At 64.1% G+C, this 22615-nt stretch carries 13 protein-coding genes and 3 pseudogenes; 9 read left to right on the forward strand and 7 right to left on the reverse strand.

The window, feature by feature from the left end; translation table 11 throughout:
• The first annotated feature begins 306 nt into the window (after positions 1-306).
• The 3 genes from ACVWW3_RS30345 to ACVWW3_RS30355 all read left to right on the forward strand — a co-directional run bounded on the left by ACVWW3_RS30345 (position 307) and on the right by ACVWW3_RS30355 (position 4256).
• The gene (locus ACVWW3_RS30345; protein ID WP_456672243.1) at positions 307-2037 is read left to right on the forward strand and encodes a hypothetical protein; all 1731 of its coding nucleotides are present in this window, start codon (positions 307-309) and stop codon (positions 2035-2037) included.
• Between the two features lie 129 nt (positions 2038-2166).
• Positions 2167-2907 (forward strand): thermonuclease family protein, encoded by a 741-nt coding sequence (locus tag ACVWW3_RS30350; RefSeq protein WP_247444585.1) that lies wholly within the window; start codon positions 2167-2169, stop codon positions 2905-2907.
• 161 nt (positions 2908-3068) lie between these two features.
• Positions 3069-4256, forward strand: coding sequence for a pyridoxal-phosphate-dependent aminotransferase family protein (locus tag ACVWW3_RS30355; RefSeq protein ID WP_456647716.1), 1188 nt, complete (start codon positions 3069-3071; stop codon positions 4254-4256).
• A 50-nt stretch (positions 4257-4306) separates the two neighbouring features.
• Here ACVWW3_RS30355 and ACVWW3_RS30360 read toward each other — a convergent pair whose 3' ends face one another.
• From ACVWW3_RS30360 to ACVWW3_RS30370, 3 genes are all read right to left on the reverse strand, one after another.
• Positions 4307-5404 (reverse strand): IS5 family transposase, encoded by a 1098-nt coding sequence (locus tag ACVWW3_RS30360; RefSeq protein ID WP_456647715.1) that lies wholly within the window; start codon positions 5402-5404, stop codon positions 4307-4309.
• 81 nt (positions 5405-5485) lie between these two features.
• A complete protein-coding gene (locus ACVWW3_RS30365) occupies positions 5486-6913 on the reverse strand; it encodes a serine hydrolase domain-containing protein (protein WP_456672244.1) in 1428 nt (475 codons plus the stop codon).
• A 146-nt stretch (positions 6914-7059) separates the two neighbouring features.
• On the reverse strand, positions 7060-8121 hold the full coding sequence (locus tag ACVWW3_RS30370) for a helix-turn-helix domain-containing protein (protein ID WP_456647714.1): 1062 nt from the start codon (positions 8119-8121) through the stop codon (positions 7060-7062).
• Positions 8122-8403: 282 nt separating this feature from the next.
• On the opposite strand from ACVWW3_RS30370, the pseudogene ACVWW3_RS30375 reads away from it, so the two are divergent.
• From ACVWW3_RS30375 to ACVWW3_RS30385, 3 genes and pseudogenes are all read left to right on the forward strand, one after another.
• Positions 8404-9322, forward strand: a pseudogene (locus ACVWW3_RS30375) (pirin family protein).
• A gap of 76 nt (positions 9323-9398) precedes the next feature.
• Entirely contained in the window at positions 9399-10313 is a 915-nt protein-coding gene (locus ACVWW3_RS30380; protein WP_456647713.1) for a phosphoribosylaminoimidazolesuccinocarboxamide synthase, read from the forward strand.
• A gap of 302 nt (positions 10314-10615) precedes the next feature.
• Positions 10616-12833, forward strand: a pseudogene (locus ACVWW3_RS30385) (SLC26A/SulP transporter family protein).
• A 116-nt stretch (positions 12834-12949) separates the two neighbouring features.
• On the opposite strand, the gene tnpC reads toward ACVWW3_RS30385, so the two are convergent.
• From tnpC to ACVWW3_RS30400, 3 genes are all read right to left on the reverse strand, one after another.
• Positions 12950-14404: an IS66 family transposase gene (gene tnpC / locus ACVWW3_RS30390; RefSeq protein WP_247774328.1), complete on the reverse strand. Its 1455-nt coding sequence runs from the start codon at positions 14402-14404 to the stop codon at positions 12950-12952.
• Positions 14405-14508: 104 nt separating this feature from the next.
• A complete protein-coding gene (locus tag ACVWW3_RS30395) occupies positions 14509-16002 on the reverse strand; it encodes an NAD-dependent succinate-semialdehyde dehydrogenase (protein ID WP_456647711.1) in 1494 nt (497 codons plus the stop codon).
• A gap of 112 nt (positions 16003-16114) precedes the next feature.
• Complete coding sequence (locus tag ACVWW3_RS30400) at positions 16115-16435, reverse strand: hypothetical protein (protein WP_247351513.1); 321 nt, start codon at positions 16433-16435, stop codon at positions 16115-16117.
• A gap of 366 nt (positions 16436-16801) precedes the next feature.
• Between ACVWW3_RS30400 and ACVWW3_RS30405 the strand changes: the two genes are divergently transcribed.
• Positions 16802-17995 carry a serine hydrolase domain-containing protein gene (locus tag ACVWW3_RS30405; RefSeq protein WP_456647710.1) on the forward strand — a complete coding sequence of 398 codons (1194 nt, stop codon included), beginning with the start codon at positions 16802-16804 and terminating at the stop codon, positions 17993-17995.
• 86 nt (positions 17996-18081) lie between these two features.
• Complete coding sequence (locus ACVWW3_RS30410) at positions 18082-19776, forward strand: AMP-binding protein (RefSeq protein WP_456649719.1); 1695 nt, start codon at positions 18082-18084, stop codon at positions 19774-19776.
• 99 nt (positions 19777-19875) lie between these two features.
• Here the strand turns inward: ACVWW3_RS30410 and ACVWW3_RS30415 are convergent, their stop codons facing one another.
• The gene (locus ACVWW3_RS30415; protein WP_247352882.1) at positions 19876-20877 is read right to left on the reverse strand and encodes an adenosine kinase; all 1002 of its coding nucleotides are present in this window, start codon (positions 20875-20877) and stop codon (positions 19876-19878) included.
• Between the two features lie 126 nt (positions 20878-21003).
• Between ACVWW3_RS30415 and murJ the strand changes: the two are divergent.
• Positions 21004-22571 (forward strand): annotated as a pseudogene (gene murJ, locus ACVWW3_RS30420) (murein biosynthesis integral membrane protein MurJ).
• Positions 22572-22615: the final 44 nt, after the last annotated feature.

The raw sequence follows: 22615 nt of genomic DNA on the forward strand, positions 1-22615 counted from the left end.
ATTTGCGGCGCCGCACCAAACAGACCTTTAACCGGATATTGCCTCCCCGGCAATAGATTGCGCAAAACTTGAGCTAAACCGCTGAAGATATTAGTTAATTTCCATCGCCCAATGTGTGATTTTTTTGCGTCCCCGTAGCCTTCCGGAGCTTGATTATGCAGACTTCGTGCCGGCTCTTTCTGTGACCGCTATCACATTTGTATTTCCTGCGAATCCGGGTAGCTTTTTCAACGAGTTGCAGGGGGTGGTGCGCGGCTGGGAGCGTGCCGGCCGGCCCCCGGCCAAATTCCGGCGACCAGGTATTTCATGAGCTTTCAATATTTTGCCGGCGCCGCCTGCCGGGCGCTGACAGCGCGGAAGGACGGCCCCTCGCTTTATGACGTCTGCGATCCCGTATTGTCTGTTGCGGCCAGCGGCGATCCGCATCTGGCCAAGTTCTACAGGACCGCGCTCGGCAATCCCGCATTGCGGGTGCTGCTGCGACGCGCGGGCGTGCCCGAGCTGCGCGACGAAGCGAAACTGGCCCGGCTGCGCGAGGCGCTGGTCCGCGCCCGCGACGAGGCCGAGCCCGATTGGGCGGCGGTCGGCCAGCCCGTCGCCGATCTCGTCGACAGCATCGCGCTGGATCATCCCAAGCCGCCGCCGGCCATGTTCACGGGCGCTATGCCGCAACAATCGCAGATCGACGGCGTGATCCGCGACTGCGCGCAGCATCTGCTCGGCTCGTACCGCAAAAATGGCTTTCTGCCGACCTACGCCGCGTTCAACCTAATCGGCGATCCTGATTTCCGCGGGCGCGAGCTGACCATGGCGCTCACGGGCCTCAACGCGCGCGGCTACAAGAACTCCTCGCTGCTGTTCAATCTCGCCCGCGTCTTCATTGCGCGCTCGCCGGCGCGCGCGGTCGTCAATCCGCCTTGGACCGGCATCGCCGAGCCGATGTGGGAGCCCGTGCAGATCCGCCACCGCTCGGCTTATTACGACGCGTTCTTTATCGAGGCGCTGTTGAGTTACGTCGAGACCGGGCTCGCCTCGTCCGCCGACAAGATGGCGGCTGAGAGCGCGATCGCCGACATGGTGGATTTTTGCGTCAACATCAGCCGCGAGGAAGTCGAGGGCCTCGATGGCGCACGGTTCAACGTCATCACCGCGCTGGCGCCCGCGCCGCATCCGCGCTTTTCGCGCTACTTCGCCCAGATCAAGCAGGACCTCGGTTTCGGCGTCTACGTGCCGGATTGCGACACCACGGCCTGCTCGATCTCCGCGGCGACGCAGGCCGGCTGCACCGATCCGATCCTCGACCAGCCGCTGCTGGATTTCTACGCCGGCTACCAGGTGCGCGCGGGCGTCAACGAGCCGCGTGTGACCGTGCCGATCAACGACAATATCGACTATGAGGGCGGGGTCGCGACCTGGATCGACAATCTCCGGGGCGAGCGGCCCTACGGCAACGATCTCGATCCGACGCTCAATCTCGACATTCTCGAGGTCAGCTTTCGCAACCTCGCGCGCTGGAAAGTATTGGAGACGCCGGCGCGGCTCGCCACCGTGCATCGCATCATCGGCTTTCAGAAGCGGCTTGCCGCGAGCGGCGCCTTCGCCAATCCGCGCTCACACATCTATTACCTGCCGGAGCTCTACAGTGCCTATTTCGGCCGCTGCTACGCAGCCTTCCTGGCGCTGCCGCTGGCGGCGCAGGCCGCGGTCGATCCCGATGGCGATTTCGATTTCATCCGTCACCGCGTGCTCTCCTACGTCCAGGGCGAGCTGATGGCCGCCGAGATGAACGTGTTCGACGCGGCGCTGGCGCTGATCGCGCTCGGCCATCTCGGCGCCGACCCGCGCGCCTTTGCGCCGGCGCTGAACGTGATCGTCGCGAGCTTGGGCGAAGGCGGCCGCCGCGGCCCGTTTCGCGCCTATGAGTGGAACAAGATGAAGACGCCGACGCGGATTTTGGTCGGGGGGCCTGAGGTGACGTCGGCGTTCGTGCTGATGGGGCTGGCGGTGGCCAAGCGGGCGATGGCGGGACGAGGGTGAGATGGTCCCGTGCCCCGGACGCAATGACAGGAAGTTGAAAGCCCATCTGCCTGGCAAACGCTGGCCGGGCGGACAAAAGCCGACCACAATCGCGAGGTCTATCGCAATTTTCATCACACGCGGACCGGCATGTTGCGAAAATTTCTGATTGCGCTGTCACTGCTCGCCTTATCCTTGCCCGGCTTGCCGTCGCCGGCTGAGGCCGCCGACATCACCGGCACCGCAAAAGTCCGCGCCGGCGACGCAGTCGTGATCGGCAACACGCGGATCCGGCTCGGCGGCATCGACGCGCCCGCGGTCGACCAGCTCTGCCTCAACACCAAGGGCGAGCGCTGGACCTGCGGCATCGCGGCCCGCGACGAGCTCGCCAAATACACCGAGGGCAAGAGCTGGGTCTGCCATGCGCGGTCGATCGACCGGCGCGGCCGCACCGTGGCGCGCTGCGATGTCGGCGGCGAAGACATCCAGAAATGGCTGGTTCGCACCGGCTGGGCGCTGGCCTATACCCGCGTCTCTCGCGACTACGAACATGATGAGGCTGGCGCGCGAGAGGCAAAGGCCGGGATGTGGCAGGGCGCCTTCATCGCGCCCTGGGACTGGCGCGTGCGCAACAAGAAGACGACGATATTGGGCGCCACCAAGCCGCCCGAGGGCGCGCATGCGATCCTGCTCGCTTCGGCCTCGGGGCCGGTCGCGCCCTCCCCGGACTGCACCATCAAGGGCAACGTCAACACCGGCGGCGAGTGCATCTATCACCAGCCGACCAGCCGCTGGTATGCGCAGATCAAGATGAAGATCAGCAAGGGCACGCGCTGGTTCTGCTCGGTGGAAGAGGCGGAAGCCGCCGGCTGCCGCGAGACCAAGAGATAGAGCATGGTCCGGAAAAGTGTGAGGCGGCTTTCCGACAAGACCATGCTCAGAACAAAAGACCACTCCAGACCTGCGTTTTACGTGCTTTTCTTGGGCTTCTGCGGCGCGTAAAAGAAGAAAACAACCTCCAGACCGTCTTCACGACACAAGGAAGTATAGCAATGACCGTTCGCGCGGGCCGGGAATTTCTGGCCATCCCCGGGCCCACCAATATGCCCGACGAGGTGCTGCGGGCGATGCATCGTCCGGCGATCGACATCTACTCTAAACAGATGACCGATCTGACCGAGAGCCTGCTCGGCGACATCTCAAAACTGTTTGCGACCAAGGGCAAGTCCTACATCTACATCGCCAATGGTCACGGCGCCTGGGAAGCGGCGCTGAGCAACGTGCTGTCGCGCGGCGAAAAAGTGCTGGTGCTGGAGAGCGGGCGGTTCGCGATCGGCTGGGGCCATGCGGCTTCCCTGATGGGCGCCGAGGCCGAGGTGCTCAAGGGCGACTGGCGCCGCGCGGTACGGCCGCACGAGGTCGAGGAGCGCCTGCGCCGCGACAAGGAGCATGCGATCAAGGCCGTCGTCGTCGTCCAGGTGGACACGGCCTCGGGCGTGCAGAACGACATCGAGGCGATCGGCAAGGCGATCAAGGCGAGCGGCCATCCGGCGCTGTACATGGTCGACACCGTAGCGTCGCTCGGCTGCATGCCGTTCGAGATGGACAAATGGGGCATCGACGTCGCGATGTCGGGCTCGCAGAAGGGCTTGATGACACCGCCCGGCCTCGGCTTCGTCGCCGCCAATGCGCGCGCGCTCGAGGTGCACAAGAAGGCCAACATGGCGACGCCCTATTGGAGCTGGAGCGAGCGCGAAGGCACTGAGCACTATCGCAAATATGCCGGCACCGCGCCGGTGCATCTGCTGTTCGCACTGCGCCAGGCAATCGACCTCCTGCACGAGGAAGGGCTGGAGAACGCCTTCCGCCGCCACAGCCTGCTCGGCGAAGCCGCGCGCCGCGCCGTCGGCGCATGGTCGGAAGGCCAGGTGCTCGGCTTCAATATCGCCGATGCCAGCGAGCGTTCCAACACCGTGACCACGGTGACCGTGAGCAACGGCCATGATCCGGCAGTGCTGCAAAGCTATTGCAAGGAAAAATGCGGTGTCGTGCTCGGCAACGGCATCGGCGACCTCACCGGCAAAGCCTTCCGCATCGCCCATATGGGCCATGTCAATGCCCCGATGCTGCTCGGCACGCTGGGAGTGATCGAGATCGGTCTCAACGCGCTGAAGATCCCGCACGGCAAGGGCGGGCTCGAAGCGGCGGTCGCGTATCTTGGCGATGAGGTGGCGGTGTAGGCCAGCTTCGCGTCTCTCCCTTCTCCCCTTGTGAGGGCTTTGCGGAGAGGTCACTGCGAGCGCTTGGGGTCTGTAGCGGGCTTTTTTTGATGTGAGCCTGCTGCGGTGAACCGTATTGTGCTCATTTCATCCTCCATTATCCCCTGCTTTTCAAGCGCAGGCGGACTGCTGGCGTGGTGCGGCCAAGGCGCCGGCCGCGCGACGCAGATTGTAGGCGCAACAGGCGAGCACGATGAGTACCTGGTTGCGGACGAAGTTGAAGAACCGCATTCGTCGCAGGCATAGTTCTCTTTGAATACGGCGTATGGACGTTCGACGGCTGAGCGCACCTTGGCGATCAGCTTGTTACGCTTCTTCTGCCGCGGCGGCAGCTCGGGATGATGTTTGTTGGGGCGACGCAGCAAGCGGTCCTTGATGCCGGCTTCGGTCAGGCGCGCGTGGCGGGCATGCGTATAATAGGCCTGATCGCCATAGACCGCTTTCTCATCGCCGCAGAATAAACGATCTGCCGGCTCGGTGTCGGTGACCGAAGCGTCCGTCATGTGGATGCGGCGAATGATCGTATGGCCTGCATCCACTCCCGTGTGGATCTTATAGCCGAATACGCTCTTCTTGCCTTTCTGGCCCCAGCGCGCATCACGATCCGCAGATGGTTTGGGCAGTTCTCCCTGCGCATCCTTGCGAGCCTTGCCGGGCGGTTTGGCCCGAGCCGGGATCAACGAGGCGTCGACCAGGGTGCCCTGCTTAAGGATCAGCTTCTTGTCCTCCAATTGCCGATTGATCTCCGCGAAGATCTTCTCGATCAGCCCGTCACTGGCGAGTTCCTGCCGAAACCGCCACAACGTGGTGTGATCCGGCGTCCGATCGTGCAGGCTCAGGCCGACAAAGCGACGGAACGACAACCGATCCGCGATCGCGGCTTCGAGCGCTGGATCGGACAGATTGTGCCATATCCCGGCCAGTAAGCCCCGAAGCAAAACTTCCGCCGGATAACTGCTGTTGCCGGCACCGTCACTGCCCCGCTTGCCCAGCAAGGCTCGCAACGGCGCCCAATCCACAACGGCCTCAACCTCATCCAGAATGCTGCTTCGCGGCGCCTGAACCAGGCCATCCGCCAAGCTCATCTGACCTACATTGCGCTCAACCATGGCTCTCCTCGCCAGAATCAGAGAATCACGCTCCCTCAATTGCGCAAAGCCCTCACAAGGGGAGAAGGGAAGAGGGGCACCTCAATTCGTCCACGCCGCCTTTCCCTTGTCGTGCATCGTTGCCACTACGTCGCGTACCAGATCGAACACACCGTCCGCTTCCGGCGGTGCGTTCGGCGAGCGGCCGAGCCGGACGATCACGCGTCGTTCCGAGGGAATAATGATCGTGTACTGCCCGATCGTGCCCTTGGCGAAGAAGGCATCGCGCGGCCAGCCGTGTATGGCGCGAAACTTTCCGCCAAAGCTGTCGCCCTGGTTGGTCCAGAAGCCGGCACCGATGCCGACCCAGGCATTCGGCGTGGCCGCCGCGGAATAATTCACCCAACCCTCGGGGAGGATGCGCTTGCCGCCGGCGACGCCGTCGTTGAGATAGAGCTGGCCGAAGCGCGCCCAGTCGCGCGCGGATGCCAGCATCTCGCCGGAGCCCTCGATCGTGCCGGCTCCGTCGAGCTGGAGCGTGACGTTGTTCATGCCGAGCGGCGCAAACAATTCGCGGCGCGCGAAGGCAAGCGCATCCGCGGGCTTGCCGCCGGCGGCGTTACGGATCAGATGCGCGAGAATGAGGAAGTTGCCGTCATGGTAATTCCACGCCGTGCCCGGTGCGGTCGCAAGCGGCGCGTGCTCGGCAAAGCTGGCCATATCGTCCTCTGCGTATTTCATGGCGTTGACCGGCTCGAGCGCGGAGCCGAGCGAGGCCTGCAACGAACTACCGAGCGCAATGCCGGCGGTGTGACGCAGCAACTGATCGACGGTGATGACATGGCGCGGATCATCCGGATTTTGCCAGGCGGCGATTGGCGCCGGCCCGTCGAGCTTCAACTTGCCCTGGCGCACGAGGATGCCCGTCAGCGCCGACATCACCGACTTCGTCATGGAGAAGCCGAGCAGCTGCGTCTCCGGCCCGACACCATCAGCATAGCGCTCGGCAACGATGCGCCCGGCCTTCATGACGACGATCGCGCGGGTGCGGCGATAAGGCGGTTGCGCGGGTTCGGCGAAAGCGCGGTCGAGCGCGGCTGACAGCTCCTCGCTTTGCGGCGGCACGAGTCCCGGACCTGCGATTTCGGGCAGCAAGGCGGGCTGCTTGTCATTCGACGGCAGCGCGACGTCGGCGATTCCCTGGCCGTGCTCGAGCGTGCAGCCGAGCCTCTCGCGATAGACGGCATGACTGCGGCCGATGCCGAACAGGCTCACGGTGACATCCCTGCGCGCGCGATCGACCTGAACATCCATCGCCCAGGTCAACAGACCCGCGCCTGGTATCGCGTCGGTGGTCTCGGCGAGGTCGCGCATGGGATCGAGGCCGGAGACGAACGTCTCCGAGCAGAGCGTGTCGGCGATGAAGCCGGTGGCAACCTTCGGCACGTCGCGGGCCCGCGCCGCGCCGAGGGCGAGGCCGGCAAGGGCGATGGCGGTGGTAGCGAGGATGATCTTGCGGCGGCGGGTCACGGGCTTTCTCCGGCTTCGGGGCGGGTGGCGGAGAAGGAGCCGGATGCGGGCGAAGCGTGCTCGCCGGATTTGAAATACGACGTCGTCGAAACTGACCGGGGCTAGCCGAGTTTGTAATTCTGATGTGATTTCAGTGAGCTAATAGTCTAGACGGCTTCCGCCTTGAGCCGCCGATACTCCGTCGGGGTCACGCCTGTGACCGCCTTGAAGGCGCGGTTGAACGGGCCGAGCGACTGGAAGCCGGCGTCCATCGCGATGGTGATGACGGGAACCTCGGCCTGGGTGCGATCGGCGAGCGCGGCCTTGGCCTCCTCGATCCGGTGATTGTTCAGAAACACATTGAAATTGCGATAGCCGAGCCGCTGGTTGATCAGCCGGCGCAGCCGGTATTCCGGAATTTTCAGCCGGCCCGCCAGCACGCCGATGGTGATGTTTTCCTGACGATAGATCCGCTCGCCCGCCATCAGCCGCATCAAGGCGTCGATGAGCTTTTGATCGGCGGCGCCATCGGCCGCAGGCTGAATGAAAACAACTGCCGGTGCGGGCTCCGCAACGGCCGGAAACAGATCCGCCCCGTCAACGCGCAACATGGCATAGACGATCGCCGCGACGGTGCAGGTGAGCCCGCCGGCATTGATGGTTTCGGCGAGATCGCCGACGTGGTGCCCGGCGACGGCGATCTGGAGCACCGCGTTCAACCCGCCATAGAGCGCGGTTGCGCAGACGATGAAGACGCGAACGCTGCGGCGGCGCTCGACCAGGTCAGCCGGCCAGGAGGCGATCGTCTGCCCGATCGCAAGCGCAATGAAGCCGAGCACGATCAGATTGACCACCGTCACGGAGAACCGCACATGGCCGCTGGGTGCAATCCAGACGCAGCCCGCGAAGCTGAAGGCCGCCACCAGCGCCCAGACCGATCCGTGCCACCAGCGGAGGTGAAACTCGTCGTCGAACAGGGAACGTGTGAACAGCCAGAACACCACCATGGTGCCGGTCGACAATGCGACCAGCGGTGCATGCCAGAGCTGGATCCGCGACGTGACATCCAACGAATAGCTCACAGCATGCGCGGCCGCGCCCAATGCGAAGGCCGCGCCGAGGCGGGCAGCCAACACATTGCGGAAGTCCTGCAGCAGTGACGCCGCCAGCACCAGCAGCAGCGCGACGCTGGCGGCGCGAAAGGCGAGCTCGGTTGCGGCAAGTGTCATCGGGCGGTGCGATCAGTCACGATTGAAATCAGCCGAACATCCTTCGTTGGGCTCCTTTTTTCAAGGACCATCCTCAGGCCAAGGCTAGCGCGCCCACCGCTGTCATCGTCTGGCTTGACCGGGCGTCCAGTAATCCGAGACAGTTTTGAATCGATAGGCCTCGGCGTATTGGATCGTCCGCCTTCGCGGACGACGACAGCGGAGTATGCGGCCGGGCTTTGGGGCGACGGCCGCACGAAATCCTGCTACAATTTAGCTCGAAAAAGCCAAAAGGAGTCCACCATGAGCTGGCAACCCTCGAACGATCCCGTGCTTGGCGATCCCATGTCCTGCGACGCGCTCGATCTCGTCATCGTGCCGCGCACGCGCGATCTCGGCGATGGCTTCGCGGTGCGCCGGGCGCTGCCGCATGGCAAGCGGCAGATGGTCGGGCCCTTCATCTTCTTCGACCATTTTCGGGCCGGTGCAATTTGTCTCGGGCAAGGGCATGGACGTGCGGCCACATCCGCATATCGGGCTCGCCACCGTGACCTATCTGTTCGACGGCGCCATCATGCATCGCGACAGCGAGGGCAACATCCAGGAAATCCAGCCCGGCGCGATGAATTTGATGACGGCCGGGCGCGGCATCGCGCATTCCGAACGCACGCCGGATGTGCAGCGCGCGTCGGGCCAGAAGATGCTGGGCCTGCAAAGCTGGATCGCGCTGCCGGCGGGCTCCGAAGAGATCGCGCCGTCGTTCCAGCATTATGGGGCCGGCGATCTGCCGATGATTTCCGAGCGCGACTTCACCGCGAAGGTGATCGCGGGCTCAGCCTTCGGCACCACCTCGCCTGTTACGATGGTATCGCCCTGGTTCTACACCGAGGTCACGGCGGTCGCGGGCGCGATCGTACCGCTCGACCCCGATCACGAAGAGCGCGCGATCTACGTGGTCGACGGCGAGATCGAGATCGCGAACGAGCGCTATGAGGGGCCGCGACTGCTGATCTTCCGGCCCGGCGACCGCATCACGGTGAAGGCGCTCAAGGCCACGCGGATGATGTTTCTCGGCGGAGATGCGCTGGAGGGCCCGCGCCACATCTGGTGGAATTTCGTCTCCTCCAGCAAGGAGCGGATCGAGCAGGCCAAGCAGGACTGGAAAACCGGCCGCTTCGCGGGGGTTCCTCAGGAACATGAGTTCATTCCGCTGCCGGAATAGGCTAATCCGGTTTCCGGTCGCGCTATCAGGCGCGGCCGGATTCCTGTCGCAAGGCCTTGCTCCGAAAGTTCTGCCGATGACCACCATGCTCTCCAGCGACCTGCCCCTCCCCAAGATCGGACGCGGCAAGGTGCGCGATATCTACGCCATCGACGACGATCGCCTGCTGCTCGTCACCACCGACCGCATCAGCGCCTTCGACGTCGTGATGGGTGAGACCATCCCGATGAAGGGCGCGGTGCTGACGCAAGTGAGCGCGTTCTGGTTCAATGAGCTCGAAGGCGTGGTGCCCCATCACATGATCAGCGCCGACACCGACGAGATCATTGCAGCCATTCCGGCGTTGAAGCCGCATCGCGCCGAGATTCTCGGCCGCGCGATGCTCTGCCGCCGCACCACCGTGTTTCCGATCGAATGCGTGATCCGCGGCTATCTCTCGGGATCGGCCTGGAAGGAATATGCCGGCTCCGGCACGCTGGCCGGCGAGAAGCTGAAAGCAGGCCTGGTCGAGAGCGAAAAGCTGGAGCCAGCGATCTTCAGCCCCGCGACCAAGGCCGAGACCGGCCACGACGAGAATATCACCATCGCGAAGATGCGTGAGGTCGTGGGCGACGAGACGGCCTACACGCTCGAGAGCATGACGCGCGCGATCTACACGCTCGGCGAGGAGCTCGCCCGCGAGCAGGGCATCATCATCGCCGACACCAAGTTCGAGTTCGGCCGCGACAAGGACGGCCGCATCATCCTGATCGACGAAGTCATGACGCCGGACTCCTCGCGCTTTTGGGCGGTCGACGCCTACAAGCCCGGCCAGCCGCAGGCGAGCTTCGACAAGCAGCCGCTGCGCGACTATCTCGACATCGAACGCCGCGCCGGCCGCTGGAACGGCGACGCCCCGCCGCCGCCACTGCCGGCGAGCGTGGTGGAGGCGACCAGCAAGCGGTATCTGGAAGCGTATCGGCGGGTGACGGGGACGGAGCTGAAGATTTAGCGCAGGCGTTATCGTCGTCCTGGACCAGCGAACGAAGTGAGCGCCGATCCAGGACCCATTACCACAGGGAGCGGTTTGGCGAAGGCTCGTGGTCGTCAGCTCGCGTCACGACTCCTCCCTGGGGTCATGGGTCCTGGCTTTTGCCAGGACGACACCGAATTTGCGGAGATAATTTGCGGAGATTGAGCAAACAACCTCGCCGCGAAACTGTCCGGTACTTCATACTTTCAAGAATCCTGTTGCGCTAAGCCTGTAGTCGTCTACGTCTCAGACGAGATTTTTTCAGGGGCGAGCGCCACGGCGTGACCGATCCAGCAATTACCCTCCGTCCGGCTCCGCGATTAGAACCGGCCCTCAAGCGCGCGCTGAATGATATATTGGGCGGGAGCGCCGCCAGCGTCCTGACCGTCACGTTCGGCCTGTCCTACGCGCTGCTGATCTTCGCGGGGCCGTTGTCGCCCTATCTGTCCTACGGCATCACGGCGACTTTCGTCAGCTCCGCGGTGCTTGCGGCCGTCATCGGGCTCGGCAGCTCCCTGCCCTTCGCGATTGCAGCTCCTGACAGCTCGACCGCCGCGGTGACGGGTATCCTGGCCGCCTCGGTGGTCGAGCGCATCGAGACGGCGAACCTGTCGGAGCCGCTGCTCTCGGCGGTCCTGATCACCCTCGGCCTGTCGACGATGCTGACAGGATTGGTGCTGTGTGGACTGGGCCTGACCCGGCTTGGCCGCGCCATCCGCTACGTGCCTTATCCGGTGGTCGGCGGCTTTCTCGGCGCTACCGGCCTTCTCATCGTCATGGGTGCGGTCCGGGTGATCACCGACCACCCGCTGCAATTCGCGACACTGTCGCACTTCGCCGACCGCACCATCTTGCTGGAACTCGGTGCCGCCTGCGCGATGGCGCTGGTGCTGTATCTCACCTGGCACCGCTCGCGCAGCCCGTTCGGGTTGCCGATCATCCTAGTCGGCGGCGTGCTCACCGCGCATCTGGCGTTCTGGATCACCGGCGTTTCCGTCGATGACGCCCGCACGTTGGGCTGGACCTTTCAGCCCCCGCCGCAAGCGGCCTTCATGCTGCCCTGGCATAGCGACGATCTCGCCCGCTATCCCTGGTTTGCCATACCGGACCTGCTTGGCAATGTCGTCGCCGTCATCTTCGTCACGGCCTCGAGCACGCTGTTCAACACCACCGGCATCGAGGTGGCCACGCATCGCGAAGCCAATCTGGAGTGTGAGCTGAACGTCACCGGCGCCGCCAATATCCTGACCGGCATGCTGGGCGGCTATCCCGGCTGCAGCTCGACCAGCCGCTCAATGCTTAATTTCAGCAGCGGCGGCCGCGGGCGCCTGTCAGGCCTCACCGTCGCGGCGCTGTCGCTGCTGATGCTCGCTGTGGCGCCCGAGCTGCTTGGCTTCATCCCCAAATTCGTGCTCGGCGGCCTGTTGCTCTATCTCGGCGCGGACCAGCTGCACAAATGGATCATCGAGTCGCGCAAGCGGCTTTCGAAGCTGGAATATCTGTCGCTGATCGCCATCATCGCGATCATCGTGGCCTGGGGTTTCGTGCCGGGCATCCTGATCGGTGTGATCATCGGCTGCGCGACGTTTGCGTTCAGCGCCGCGCGGGTCGAGTCGATCAAATACAGTTTCGACGGCTCGGAATATCGCTCCTCGCTCGATCGATCGCGCGACGACCAGAATGTGCTGCTGGCCCATGGCGGCAAGATCCAGGGGCTGAACCTGCAAAGCTATCTGTTCTTTCGGCTCCGCCAACCGGCTCTACCAGCACGTCAAGCGGCTGCTTCAGGAACGCCCCGAATGCCGCTATCTGCTGTTCGACTTCAAGCTCGTCACCGGCGTCGATTCATCGGCCGCCTATAGCTTTGCCCAGATCAAGCGCAGCGCTGGCGAACTCGGCGTCGAGCTGATCCTGGTGCATCTGTCGGCTGCGGCCGAGAAGGTGCTGCGCTCCAGCGACTTCGTCGGCGAGGGCGTCACCATCTTCCCCGAGCTCGATCACGCGCTGGAATGGTGCGAGAACGAGCTCATCTCGCAGCATCAGGAGCTGGCGCAGGAAGAAGCCAGCCTGCGCGACTGGTTCACGCGAATGCTCGGCAGCGAGGACGGCGCCGATGAGCTGATCCGCCGCTGTCAGCGCATCGAGGTCGAAGCCGGCGAAATCATCGTGCAAGCCGGCGACCCCGCCGATTCCATGCATTTCATCCTCGAGGGCCGCGTCGGCATCATGATTCCGGCCGACGACGACCGCACCACGCGCGTGCGCAGCCTCGGCCGCTACACCACGATCGGCGAGATGGGGCTGGTGTCACAGACACCGCGCAGCGCCACCATCCAGGCCGAGGTCGACAGCGTGCTCTACGTGCTCAACACGCACCAGTTCGACGCGATCAAAGTCGAGGACCCCGCGCTCAGCCACAAGCTGCTGACCTATTTCGTGTCGGTCATGGCCGAGCGGCTAACGTTCGCGAACCGGACGATCGCGGTGCTGAGGCGTTGATTGGCCTGCAGCTTCGTCATTGCGAGGAGCTCTGGCGACGAAGCAATCCAGACTGTCTCCGTGGAAAGATTCTGGATTGCTTCGCTTCGCGTAACTGCCCAGGTCCGTTTGCTCGGTTAGGCGACGCTGAGTTTGTGGATGAGTTGTGTGGGGCATCGGGACAATGTTTCGAGCATGTTCCATCCGCGCTTTCGAGCGGTACCGATCAGGGTGCGAAGCGTGGCGAAATTGTCTGCGCCTTGTGAGGTGCGGAAGCCGGCAGAGATCTTCTGCCGCAATTTCATCATCCGAGCATCGCGCTCGGCCTCGTTGTTGGTAAACGGCACTGCCGAGTTGTGCAGAAACAGCAGCACCGCCTCTTTATGTAACTTGAGGCGCAACAGGAGATTATGGCCCGTGCGCCGTCTGATCCGCCCGCGCTTGATGTCGCGAGGCAGCGCGGGTAGCGCCTCGTGCCAGGCGATACCGGCGCGGATAATGCGGTCATAAAGTCGCTCGGCGGCGCGGATTCTGCTGGGACGCAGCGCGCCTGTCTGATCGGTTGGATGCTCTGACGCCAGATTGACCTCGTGGCACAGGCAGCGGAGCAACCCGCGCATGCGCCGGGCCCAGGCCTCGCCATCGATGTCCACCAGCGCCGTCAACTCGCGCAGGTGATGCGCATTGCACAGCGCATGCGTGACACCGGACATCTGAAAATAGGATGTCCAATGGTCGTGCACAACGATATGCGCCGCTTGCGTCAGCACCTCGCCGCGCCTGGGTGAGACGCGATAATGCACCAGCCCATTGATCCCGGCGGTGCCCGCGACATGCAGCCATTGCGGCGTGGCGCCCACCCAGAACCCGGTCTCATCCAAATGCTTGACCGGTGCCCGGCGGATTTGCTCGCAGACTGCCGCAGCGAAATCCTGCGTCCGGCTGGCAGCCCGGGCGATCATTTGTCCGATCGTGCCGGCCGAGATGGTCACGCCAAACAGATCGGAGAGGATTTGCCCGAGCCGATCTTCAGGCAGAAACTGTCCCGCCGACAGATAGGTCACCACAGCGGCCAACCGGACGCCATATTGCGCTGGCGCCCTTACCTCGGGTGGAAACGATCCTGTCGTGACCGCGCCACAGCCGCTGCATTTGCAACGATAGAGCTGATGCTCCGTGACGAGCAGCGGCGCCGGCGCCGGCAGATCGAACACCTGACGGCTGCCGACAAGTTCCAGCAGTTCACCCTCCAGCGCCATTCGGCAGCGCCCGCATCTGACAGGGCGATGCATGATCGTATGATCGACCCGTTCGGACCGCTTCAAGTGTTTGCCTGCATGGCCGGGCTGGCCGCCGGGCTTCTTCAACCCTCGCTCACGCAGGCTCTGTGTCCGGCGAGAAGCCTGGCCCGGTCCATCGCTCGAAGGCGGCTTGCTGCTATTGGAGCTATCCAGACCAAGCCGACGCTCCAGATCGGCCACACGCACCGTCAGCAATGCGTTCTGCTGCTCCAACATCAGGTTGCGCTCCTGCAACTCCCCAATCAGGGCCAGCAGGGCGTCCACAGACAATGAGGAATTTGGCGGCGTCACCCATACCTTGACTCACAAACACATGTGGTCAGTCAAGAGAATACAAACGGCCACCTGGGCAGTTACCGCTACGCTAGCAATGACGTGGAGGGATAACGGCGGGCCTATACCCCCGCCATCATCACGTATTTGATCTCGACATATTCTTCCATGCCGTGATGCGAGCCTTCGCGCCCCAAGCCGCTTTCCTTGACGCCGCCGAAGGGTGCGACTTCGGTGGTGATCAGACCGGTGTTGACGCCAACCATGCCCGACTCCAGCGCTTCGGCGACGCGCCAGACGCGGCCGAGATCGCGGGAGTAGAAGTACGAAGCCAAGCCAAACGGCGAGGCGTTGCACATCGCGATCACATCGGCCTCTTCCTTGAAGCGGATCACCGGCGCGAGCGGGCCGAAAGTTTCCTCCTGTGCCACCAGCGAGTCCGGCTTGACGTCGGAGAGCACCGTCGGCTCGAAGAACGAGCGTCCGAGCTCGCTGCGCTTCCCGCCGGTGACGATTTTGGCGCCGCGCTTCACGGCGTCGGCGATGTGGCGCTCGACCTTGTCCACCGCTTTCAAATTGATCAGCGGGCCCTGCGTGATGCCGGTTTCCGTCCCATCGCCGATCTTCATCGCAGAAACTTTTTTCGACAGCTTCTGCACGAACTCGTCGTAGATCTTGTCCTGGGCATAAAGCCGGTTGGCGCAGACGCAGGTCTGGCCCATGTTGCGGTATTTCGAGACGATCGCGCCTTCGACCGCCGCATCGATATCGGCGTCGTCGAACACCACGAACGGCGCGTTGCCGCCGAGCTCGAGGCCCAGCCGCTTCACGCCGACGGAGGCCTGCTGGTACAGAATCTTGCCGACCGCGGTCGATCCGGTGAAGCCGACGAAACGCACGGCCGGATGCTCGCACAGCACCTTGCCGATCGGCGCTGCATCGCCGGTGACGATGTTGAACACGCCCTTGGGCACGCCGGCTTTCTCCGCGAGCACGGCAAGCGCCAACGCCGACAGCGGCGTTTCATTGGCGGGCTTCAGCACCACGGTGCAGCCGGCCGCAAGCGCCGGCGAAACTTTGCGCGTGATCATCGAGTTCGGGAAATTCCACGGCGTGATCGCGCCGCAGACGCCGATCGGCTGCTTGATCGCGAGCAACCGCGCATCCGGCCGCTGTGTCGGAATGGTCTCGCCGTAGACGCGGCGGGCTTCCTCGGCGAAGAACTCGACATAAGCGCCGCCGATGTCGACCTCGCCGAGAGCTTCGCTGAGCGGCTTGCCCTGCTCGGAGGTGAGGATCAGTGCGAGGTCCTCGCGATTGGCGATAATCAGATCGAACCATTTGCGCAAAATATTGGAGCGTTGCTTGGCGGTGTGCTTGGCCCAGGCCGGAAACGCGCGCTCCGCGGCTTCTACCGCCTTGGTGGCATCATCCGCCGAAAGCTGCGGAACCTTTGCGAGCTCGACGCCGGTCGCGGGATTGTTGACGGCGAAGACCGGCGAGCCGACCCAGGCGCCGTCGATGTAGCAGGCCTCCTTCAGCAGCGACGGGTCCTTCAACCTGTCGCGCAGATTGGACGTGGCGTGCTGAGCGCGTGCGGCGGCGGTCGGGGTCATGGCGTTACTCCCAGAGGCTTTTCAGGTTCGCCCGCAATATAGGGACAAGCGGCGCGCAATGCACCGTCCCGCAACGCACATCTGCTGGGAGCTAGGCTCGGAGCAAGGGGATTTACGCCGCGCCGCTCATATAGGTCTCGCGCCGTCCGATCATGCGTTCGGCGGCGGCCCTGGCGTCGGCCTTCGAGGAAGTCGCGCACGTCCGGTATTCGAGAGCGGGGGCGTCGGAGGTATCGCGGCGGCCGAACCAGGATTTCGAGCCGACCGGCAGCAGCGCAAGCGCCTGCGCCAGATTGTCGACCGCGCCGAATGAATAGAGCGCACCGGTGCCCGCGGTGCGGACTTCGTAGATACCGGGTGCGATCGGCGCTTCGAGATTGTCGCCCCGTCCGGGACGGGGATAGCGCTTCCATTCGCTCCAGGTCGAAATCATCTGAGGTCCCCTCGCGGCCGGTGGACGGCCGCCAAATTTGCATCAAATCTTAACGTCGGCCGCAGATCGGGCCGAGAGTTGAACGCCGCAACGCACAAAATGTTTCAAGTGCTTCAAACACTCAAAACATTTTGCCCGTGCGTATCCACGCTCACGGCTGGTTGCGGCGATCCACCGCAGATTGTGACGGAGTGTTGCAGTTCAGCCGCCTTGTCGTCCTGCGCGGCCCTTGTCGTCCTGCGCGGGGCGTGGACCGTCAAGTCACGACATCGCGACCGGCGCAGATCCATGGATGTGCTTGCCGCGCGGAGCACGCGGGAGGACAATCGATCGCTTCCAAAAATAATCAAACCGGAGGAAACGCGGATGCAAAGCAAAGACCAGATCGACGAGATTCTGCGCCAGAAGAGCGAGGCCAAGGAGATTCCCGGCGTCGTCGCCATCGCCGCCAGCGGTACCGACGTGCTTTATCAGGGCGCGTTCGGCAAACGCGATCTGTCCAAGCCGGATGCGATGACCGCCGACAGCGTGTTCTGGATCGCATCGATGACGAAGGCGGTGACATCAGCGGGCGCGATGCAACTGGTCGAGCAAGGCAAGCTGTCGCTGGACGCGCCGATCGGCGAGGTGCTGCCCGATCTCGCCAAGCCGCAGGTGCTCGAAGGTTTCGATGCCAAGGGCGAAGCCAAGCTGCGGCCGGCCAAGGGGCCGATCACGCTGCGCCAGCTCATGACCCACACCGCCGGCTTCTGCTACAACATGTGGAACGGCGATCTCGCGGTCTATCTGGACAAGACCGGCATCCCAGCCATCACCAGCTGCCAGAACGCGGCGTTGAAGACGCCGATCATGACCGATCCCGGCACGCGCTGGGAATACGGCACCAACATCGATTTCGTCGGCAAGGCGGTGGAAGCCGTCAGCGGCAAGCGGCTCGATGCTTATCTGCGCGACAATCTGTTCGCACCGCTCGGCATGAGCGATACCGCCTTCAAGATCACCGACGACATGCGCAAGCGCCTGGTCGGGATGCATGCGCGCGGCGAGGACGGCCAACTCGCCGCGATCCCGTTCGAGCTCGAGCAGGAGCCGGAATTCCACATGGGTGGCGGCGGCCTCTATTCGACCGCGGCCGACTACATCAAGTTCACCCAGATGATCTTGAACAAGGGCCGCGGCAACGGCAATCAGGTGCTGAAAGCCGAGACTATCGCGACGATGGGGCAGAACCACATCGGCGATCTCGCCATGGGCAAGATGACCACGGCGGCGCCGATGTACACCAACGACGTCGATCTCTATCCGGAGCAGGTGAAGAAGTGGGGCCTCAGCTTCATGATCAACACCGACAAGACCGCTGAGGGGCGCAGCGCGGGCAGCCTCGCCTGGGCGGGCCTCGCCAACACCTATTACTGGATCGACCCGGCGCGCGACGTCACCGGCGTGATCCTGATGCAGTTGCTACCATTTGCCGATGGAAAATGCCTGGAGGCTTTTGCCGGCTTCGAGCGCGGCGTCTATGCCGGGCTCGATGCCGGCAGTGGGCAGAAGGCGGCGTAAGACACCGCTTAGCTCTCACGACGCATCATGGCCGGGCTTGTCGTCCCGGCCATCCGCGCACCTGGCTGGAGGACATTATTTTGATTCTGGCAGACAAAGCCGACAGTTACGTTTGCGGCATCTCCGACACGCCGCTGCTCGGCGACACCATCGGGCGCAGCCTCGATCAGGCCGCGCAGCGCTGGAGCGATCGCGAGGCGCTGGTCTCGCCCAGTCACGGCGTGAGATGGACATGGAAGGAGTTTGCCGCGCGGGTCGACGCGCTCGCCGCCGGTTTTCTCGCGCTTGGCCTCGAGCGCGGCGCACGGATCGGAATCTGGTCGCTGAACCGGCCGGAATGGACGCTGACCCAGTTCGCCGCCGCCAAGGCTGGCCTCATCCTGGTGACGATCAATCCGGCCTACCGGCTGAGCGAGCTGGAATTCGCGCTTCACAAGGTCGGATGTAGCGCCATCGTCACCGCGACGGCGTTCAAGACCAGCAACTACATGGACCTGCTCAACACACTGTTGCCAGAGCTTGCGAGCGCCAAGCCCGGGCAGTTGCAGGCGGCGCGGCTGCCGGCCCTGCGCATCGTGATCCAGATCGGCGGCCCCGCCTGCCCGGGCGCGATCCCGTTCGACGAGGTCGCCGGCATGGGCGGGACCGTGCATCGGGAGCAGCTCGCCGCGCTTGGTGTCTCCCTGCAGTTCGACGATCCCGTCAACATCCAGTTCACCAGCGGCACCACGGGATCGCCCAAGGGGGTGACGCTGACCCACCACAACATTCTCAACAACGGCTATTTCGTCGGCCGCGCCATGCGCCTGACCGAAACGGACCGCATCTGCATTCCGGTGCCGCTCTATCATTGCTTCGGCATGGTGATGGGCAACCTCGCCTCCGTCACGCTCGGCGCAACGATGGTCTACCCTGGCGAAGGGTTTGATCCGCTCGCGACGCTGCGCACGATCGAGCAGGAAAAATGTACCGCGCTATACGGTGTGCCGACGATGTTCATCGCCGAACTCGACCATGGCGAATTCTCAAACTTCAATCTGACATCGCTGCGCACCGGCATCATGGCCGGTGCACCCTGCCCGATCGAGGTGATGAAGCGCGTCAATAGCGAGATGAACATGGGCGAGGTCACAATCGCCTATGGCATGACCGAGACAAGCCCGGTCAGCTTCCAGAGTGCCGTCGACGATCCGCTCGAGCGCCGCGTCTCGACGGTCGGACGAATCCATCCGCATGTCGAAGTTAAGGTCATCGATCTCGACGGCAAGATCGTCAAGCGCGGCGAACGGGGCGAGCTCTGCACCCGCGGCTACAGCGTGATGCTGGGCTACTGGGAGGAGACGGAGAAGACCGCGGATGTGCTCGACGCCAACGGCTGGATGCACACCGGCGACATCGCCGTCATCGATGACGCCGACTATTGCAACATCGTGGGCCGTATCAAGGACCTGGTGATCCGCGGCGGCGAGAATCTCTATCCACGCGAGATCGAGGAGTTTCTCTATCGCCATCCCAAGATTCAGGACGTGCAGATCTTTGGCGTTGCGGATGCCCGCTACGGCGAGGAGCTCTGCGCCTGGGTCCGCGTCAGGTCCGGCGAGAAGTTGACGATGGAAGAGGTGCGCGCTTTCTGCGACGGTCAGATCGCCCACAACAAGATTCCGCGATACGTGGAATTCGTCGACGAGTTCCCGATGACGGTGACCGGAAAGATCCAGAAATTCCTGATGCGCGACGACGTGGAAAAGCGGCTGGGATTGAAGGCTGCGAAGACTGCGTGATTTCCCTGTCGTCATTGCAAGCGTAGCGAAGCAATCCAGAATCTTTCTTCGGGGACAGCCTGGATTGCTTCACTCGCAATGACGGGCAAAGCGTCCGCGCTACGCCGTCAGCCCGCGCTGCCCGGCGAGCTCCTTCAGCGACACCTGCGGCCGCGCGCCGATGTGCTGGATCACTTCGGCGGCCGCGAGCGCGCCGAGCGCGCCGCACTGCTTGTGCGAGAGATCGCGCGAGAGGCCATACAGGAAGCCGGCGGCGAACAGGTCGCCGGCGCCGGTGGTGTCCACGAGTTGCGCGATCGGAGACGCCGGCGCTGCGACGGCCTCGGTTGGCGTCACCACCACGCAGCCTTTGTCGCTGCGCGTGACCACGCCAAGCTTGACGTCGTTGCGCAATTGCTTGAGCGCGGTGTCGAAGTCGGACGTTTCGTAGAGCGAGTGCAGCTCAGACTCGTTGGCAAAGACGATGTCGGCGGTGCCGTTGCGCATCAGGCCCAGAAATTCGTCGCGATAGCGACTGACGCAGAAGGAATCCGACAGCGTGAGCGCGACCTTGCGGCCGGCCTCGTGCGCAATCTTGGCCGCCTTGACGAAGGCCTCCTTGGCCCCCGGCGGATCCCAGAGATAACCCTCGAGATAGACGATGCCGGCGCTGGCGATCTCGGCCGGGTCGATGTCGGCCGGCGACAAATCCTGCGCCGCGCCGAGATAGGTGTTCATGGTGCGCTCGCCGTCGCCCGTGACCAGGATGTAGGAGCAGCCGGTGGCGGGGCCGTCCTTCGCGGCGGGCGTGTTGAAGGCGACGCCGGCAGCGCGGATGTCGTGGACGTAGAGCTTGCCGATCTGGTCGTCCTTGACCTTGCCGACATAGGCGGCGCGCGCGCCCAGGCTGCCGATGCCGACGATGGTGTTGGCGGCCGAGCCGCCCGAAACTTCCGTCGCCGGGCCCATGTCGTTGTAGATGGCGGCGGCCCGCGCCTCGTCGATCAGGGACATGCTGCCCTTGGTCATGCCGTGCTTGCCTAAAAAGGCTTCATCGGTCTTGACCAGCACGTCGAACAGCGCGTTGCCGATGCCGAGAACGTCATATTTCACGTCAGCCATTCACCTTGATCCTGTTTGGCGGATTGCGATACCTGCGGAAATCCGCTTCCTGTCGGTCTGAAATCTGGCTCGCGGCCTATCACGACCGGGCCCGCGCGAGCAAGCAACGGTATTATAACAGCTCCGATGATCCGCTCCTTCCTGACTGTCTCGACGGGAACGCTGGCCTCGCGACTGCTCGGCTTCGCCCGGGGATTCCCTGATCGCGGCGCTGCTCGGCACCGGCGCGGTGGCGGACGCGTTTCTGGCGGCGTTCCAGCTCGTCAACGTGGTGCGGCGCCTGCTCAGCGAGGGGGCCCTGAATGCGGCGCTGATCCCGGCATGGCTGCGCGTTCGTGACCGCGATGGCGAGGCCGCTGCGGCGGCGTTTGCGGGACGCGTACTCGGAACGGTCAGCGCGGGCCTGATCGCGATATCGATCGCGATCGCGGTTCTCATGCCGCTGATCATCATGATCATCGCGCCGGGCTTCGTCGGCAGCGCGACGCTCGATCTCGCCGTCCAGAACGCGCGGCTGATGCTGCCTTATCTCGCCTTCGCGGGACCCGTCACGGTGCTGATGGGTCTGCTCAACGCGCAGGGGCGGTTTGCCCTCACCGCGTTCTCGCCGCTGCTGTTCAACATTGCCCTGATCGCCGCGATCGCAGCACTCCTGCTGTGGCACACCGACGCGACCTTCGCCGCGCGGATGCTGGCGGCCATCGTCGGCATCGCCGGCCTGCTACAACTCCTGATGCTGCTGTCGCAGCGAAGTGCACGCCTGGCGACACCGCTGCGTGCAAGCTTCGGCAAGGAAATGCGTGGCTTCTTCGCTAAGGCCATTCCCGGCATGATCGCAGGCTCGGGGCCGCAATGGCTGATGGTTGCCGGCGCGGTCATCGCTTCGGCCACGCCCGCCGCGGTCTCCTGGCTCTATTTCGCCAACCGCCTGATCGAGCTGCCGCTCGGTATTGTCGGCGTCGCCGTGGGCACGGTGCTGGTGCCGGAGCTGACGCGCGCAGTGAGCAGCGGCGACCGTGATGCGGTCGCGCACGCGGAATCGCGCGCGCTCGAACTCGCGACCGGGCTGGCGCTGCCGGCCACGCTGGGCCTGATCGTGCTGGCCGATCCGATCGTGCGGATGCTGTTCGAACATGGCGCCTTCGGTGCGGAGGACAGCGCGGCCACGGCGCGCGCACTGATGTGGCTGGCGCCCGGGCCTGCCGGCGCATGTGCTGATCAAGGCGCTGTCGCCGGCGTTCTATGCCCGCAGCGACACGACGACGCCGCTGCTTGCAACGGCCAAAGGCTTTGTGGTCGCGATCGCGCTTGCCGTCGTGCTCGGGCACTTCTGCGGTGCGACGGGAATCGCCGCGAGCATTGCGGCCGGCGCCTGGAGCTGCGCGATCTCCCTGCTCCGGAAAGGCACGGGCGAATTCGGCTTCTCGGTCGATGCCGCCGCTCGCAAGCGGCTGCCCCGGATCGTGCTCGCCGCAGCCGCCATGGGCGCCCTGCTCTGGCTGACTGTGGGTCTTGTGCCTGCCGAAGCCCATCGCCTGATCCGCTTCATTGTGCTGGGCCTGCAGATCGCGGCGGGGATCACCGTCTATGGCATGCTCCTGCAAGTCCTCGGCGTCGCTTCCTGGCGCGAGGCAGTTAACGCGCTGAGGAAGCCTGCCCCCAAGGCTCCTGACGCGCAGGCTCCTGGCGCGTAGGCTCTCGAATTACACTTGACGACGCTGCGCCGCTGTTGGAAACG

The sequence above is a fragment of the Bradyrhizobium sp. LM2.9 genome, assembly GCF_054056555.1.

Bases quoted from the DNA above. Each gene is read 5' to 3' on its own strand.
- ACVWW3_RS30395 (WP_456647711.1), bottom strand. From the start codon at position 16,002: ATGACCCCGACCGCCGCCGCACGCGCTCAGCACGCCACGTCCAATCTG.
- ACVWW3_RS30355 (WP_456647716.1), top strand. From the start codon at position 3,069: ATGACCGTTCGCGCGGGCCGGGAATTTCTGGCCATCCCCGGGCCCACC.
- ACVWW3_RS30370 (WP_456647714.1), bottom strand. From the start codon at position 8,121: ATGACACTTGCCGCAACCGAGCTCGCCTTTCGCGCCGCCAGCGTCGCG.
- ACVWW3_RS30400 (WP_247351513.1), bottom strand. From the start codon at position 16,435: ATGATTTCGACCTGGAGCGAATGGAAGCGCTATCCCCGTCCCGGACGG.
- ACVWW3_RS30345 (WP_456672243.1), top strand. From the start codon at position 307: ATGAGCTTTCAATATTTTGCCGGCGCCGCCTGCCGGGCGCTGACAGCG.
- ACVWW3_RS30380 (WP_456647713.1), top strand. From the start codon at position 9,399: ATGACCACCATGCTCTCCAGCGACCTGCCCCTCCCCAAGATCGGACGC.
- ACVWW3_RS30415 (WP_247352882.1), bottom strand. From the start codon at position 20,877: ATGGCTGACGTGAAATATGACGTTCTCGGCATCGGCAACGCGCTGTTC.
- ACVWW3_RS30405 (WP_456647710.1), top strand. From the start codon at position 16,802: ATGCAAAGCAAAGACCAGATCGACGAGATTCTGCGCCAGAAGAGCGAG.
- ACVWW3_RS30350 (WP_247444585.1), top strand. From the start codon at position 2,167: ATGTTGCGAAAATTTCTGATTGCGCTGTCACTGCTCGCCTTATCCTTG.
- ACVWW3_RS30360 (WP_456647715.1), bottom strand. From the start codon at position 5,404: ATGGTTGAGCGCAATGTAGGTCAGATGAGCTTGGCGGATGGCCTGGTT.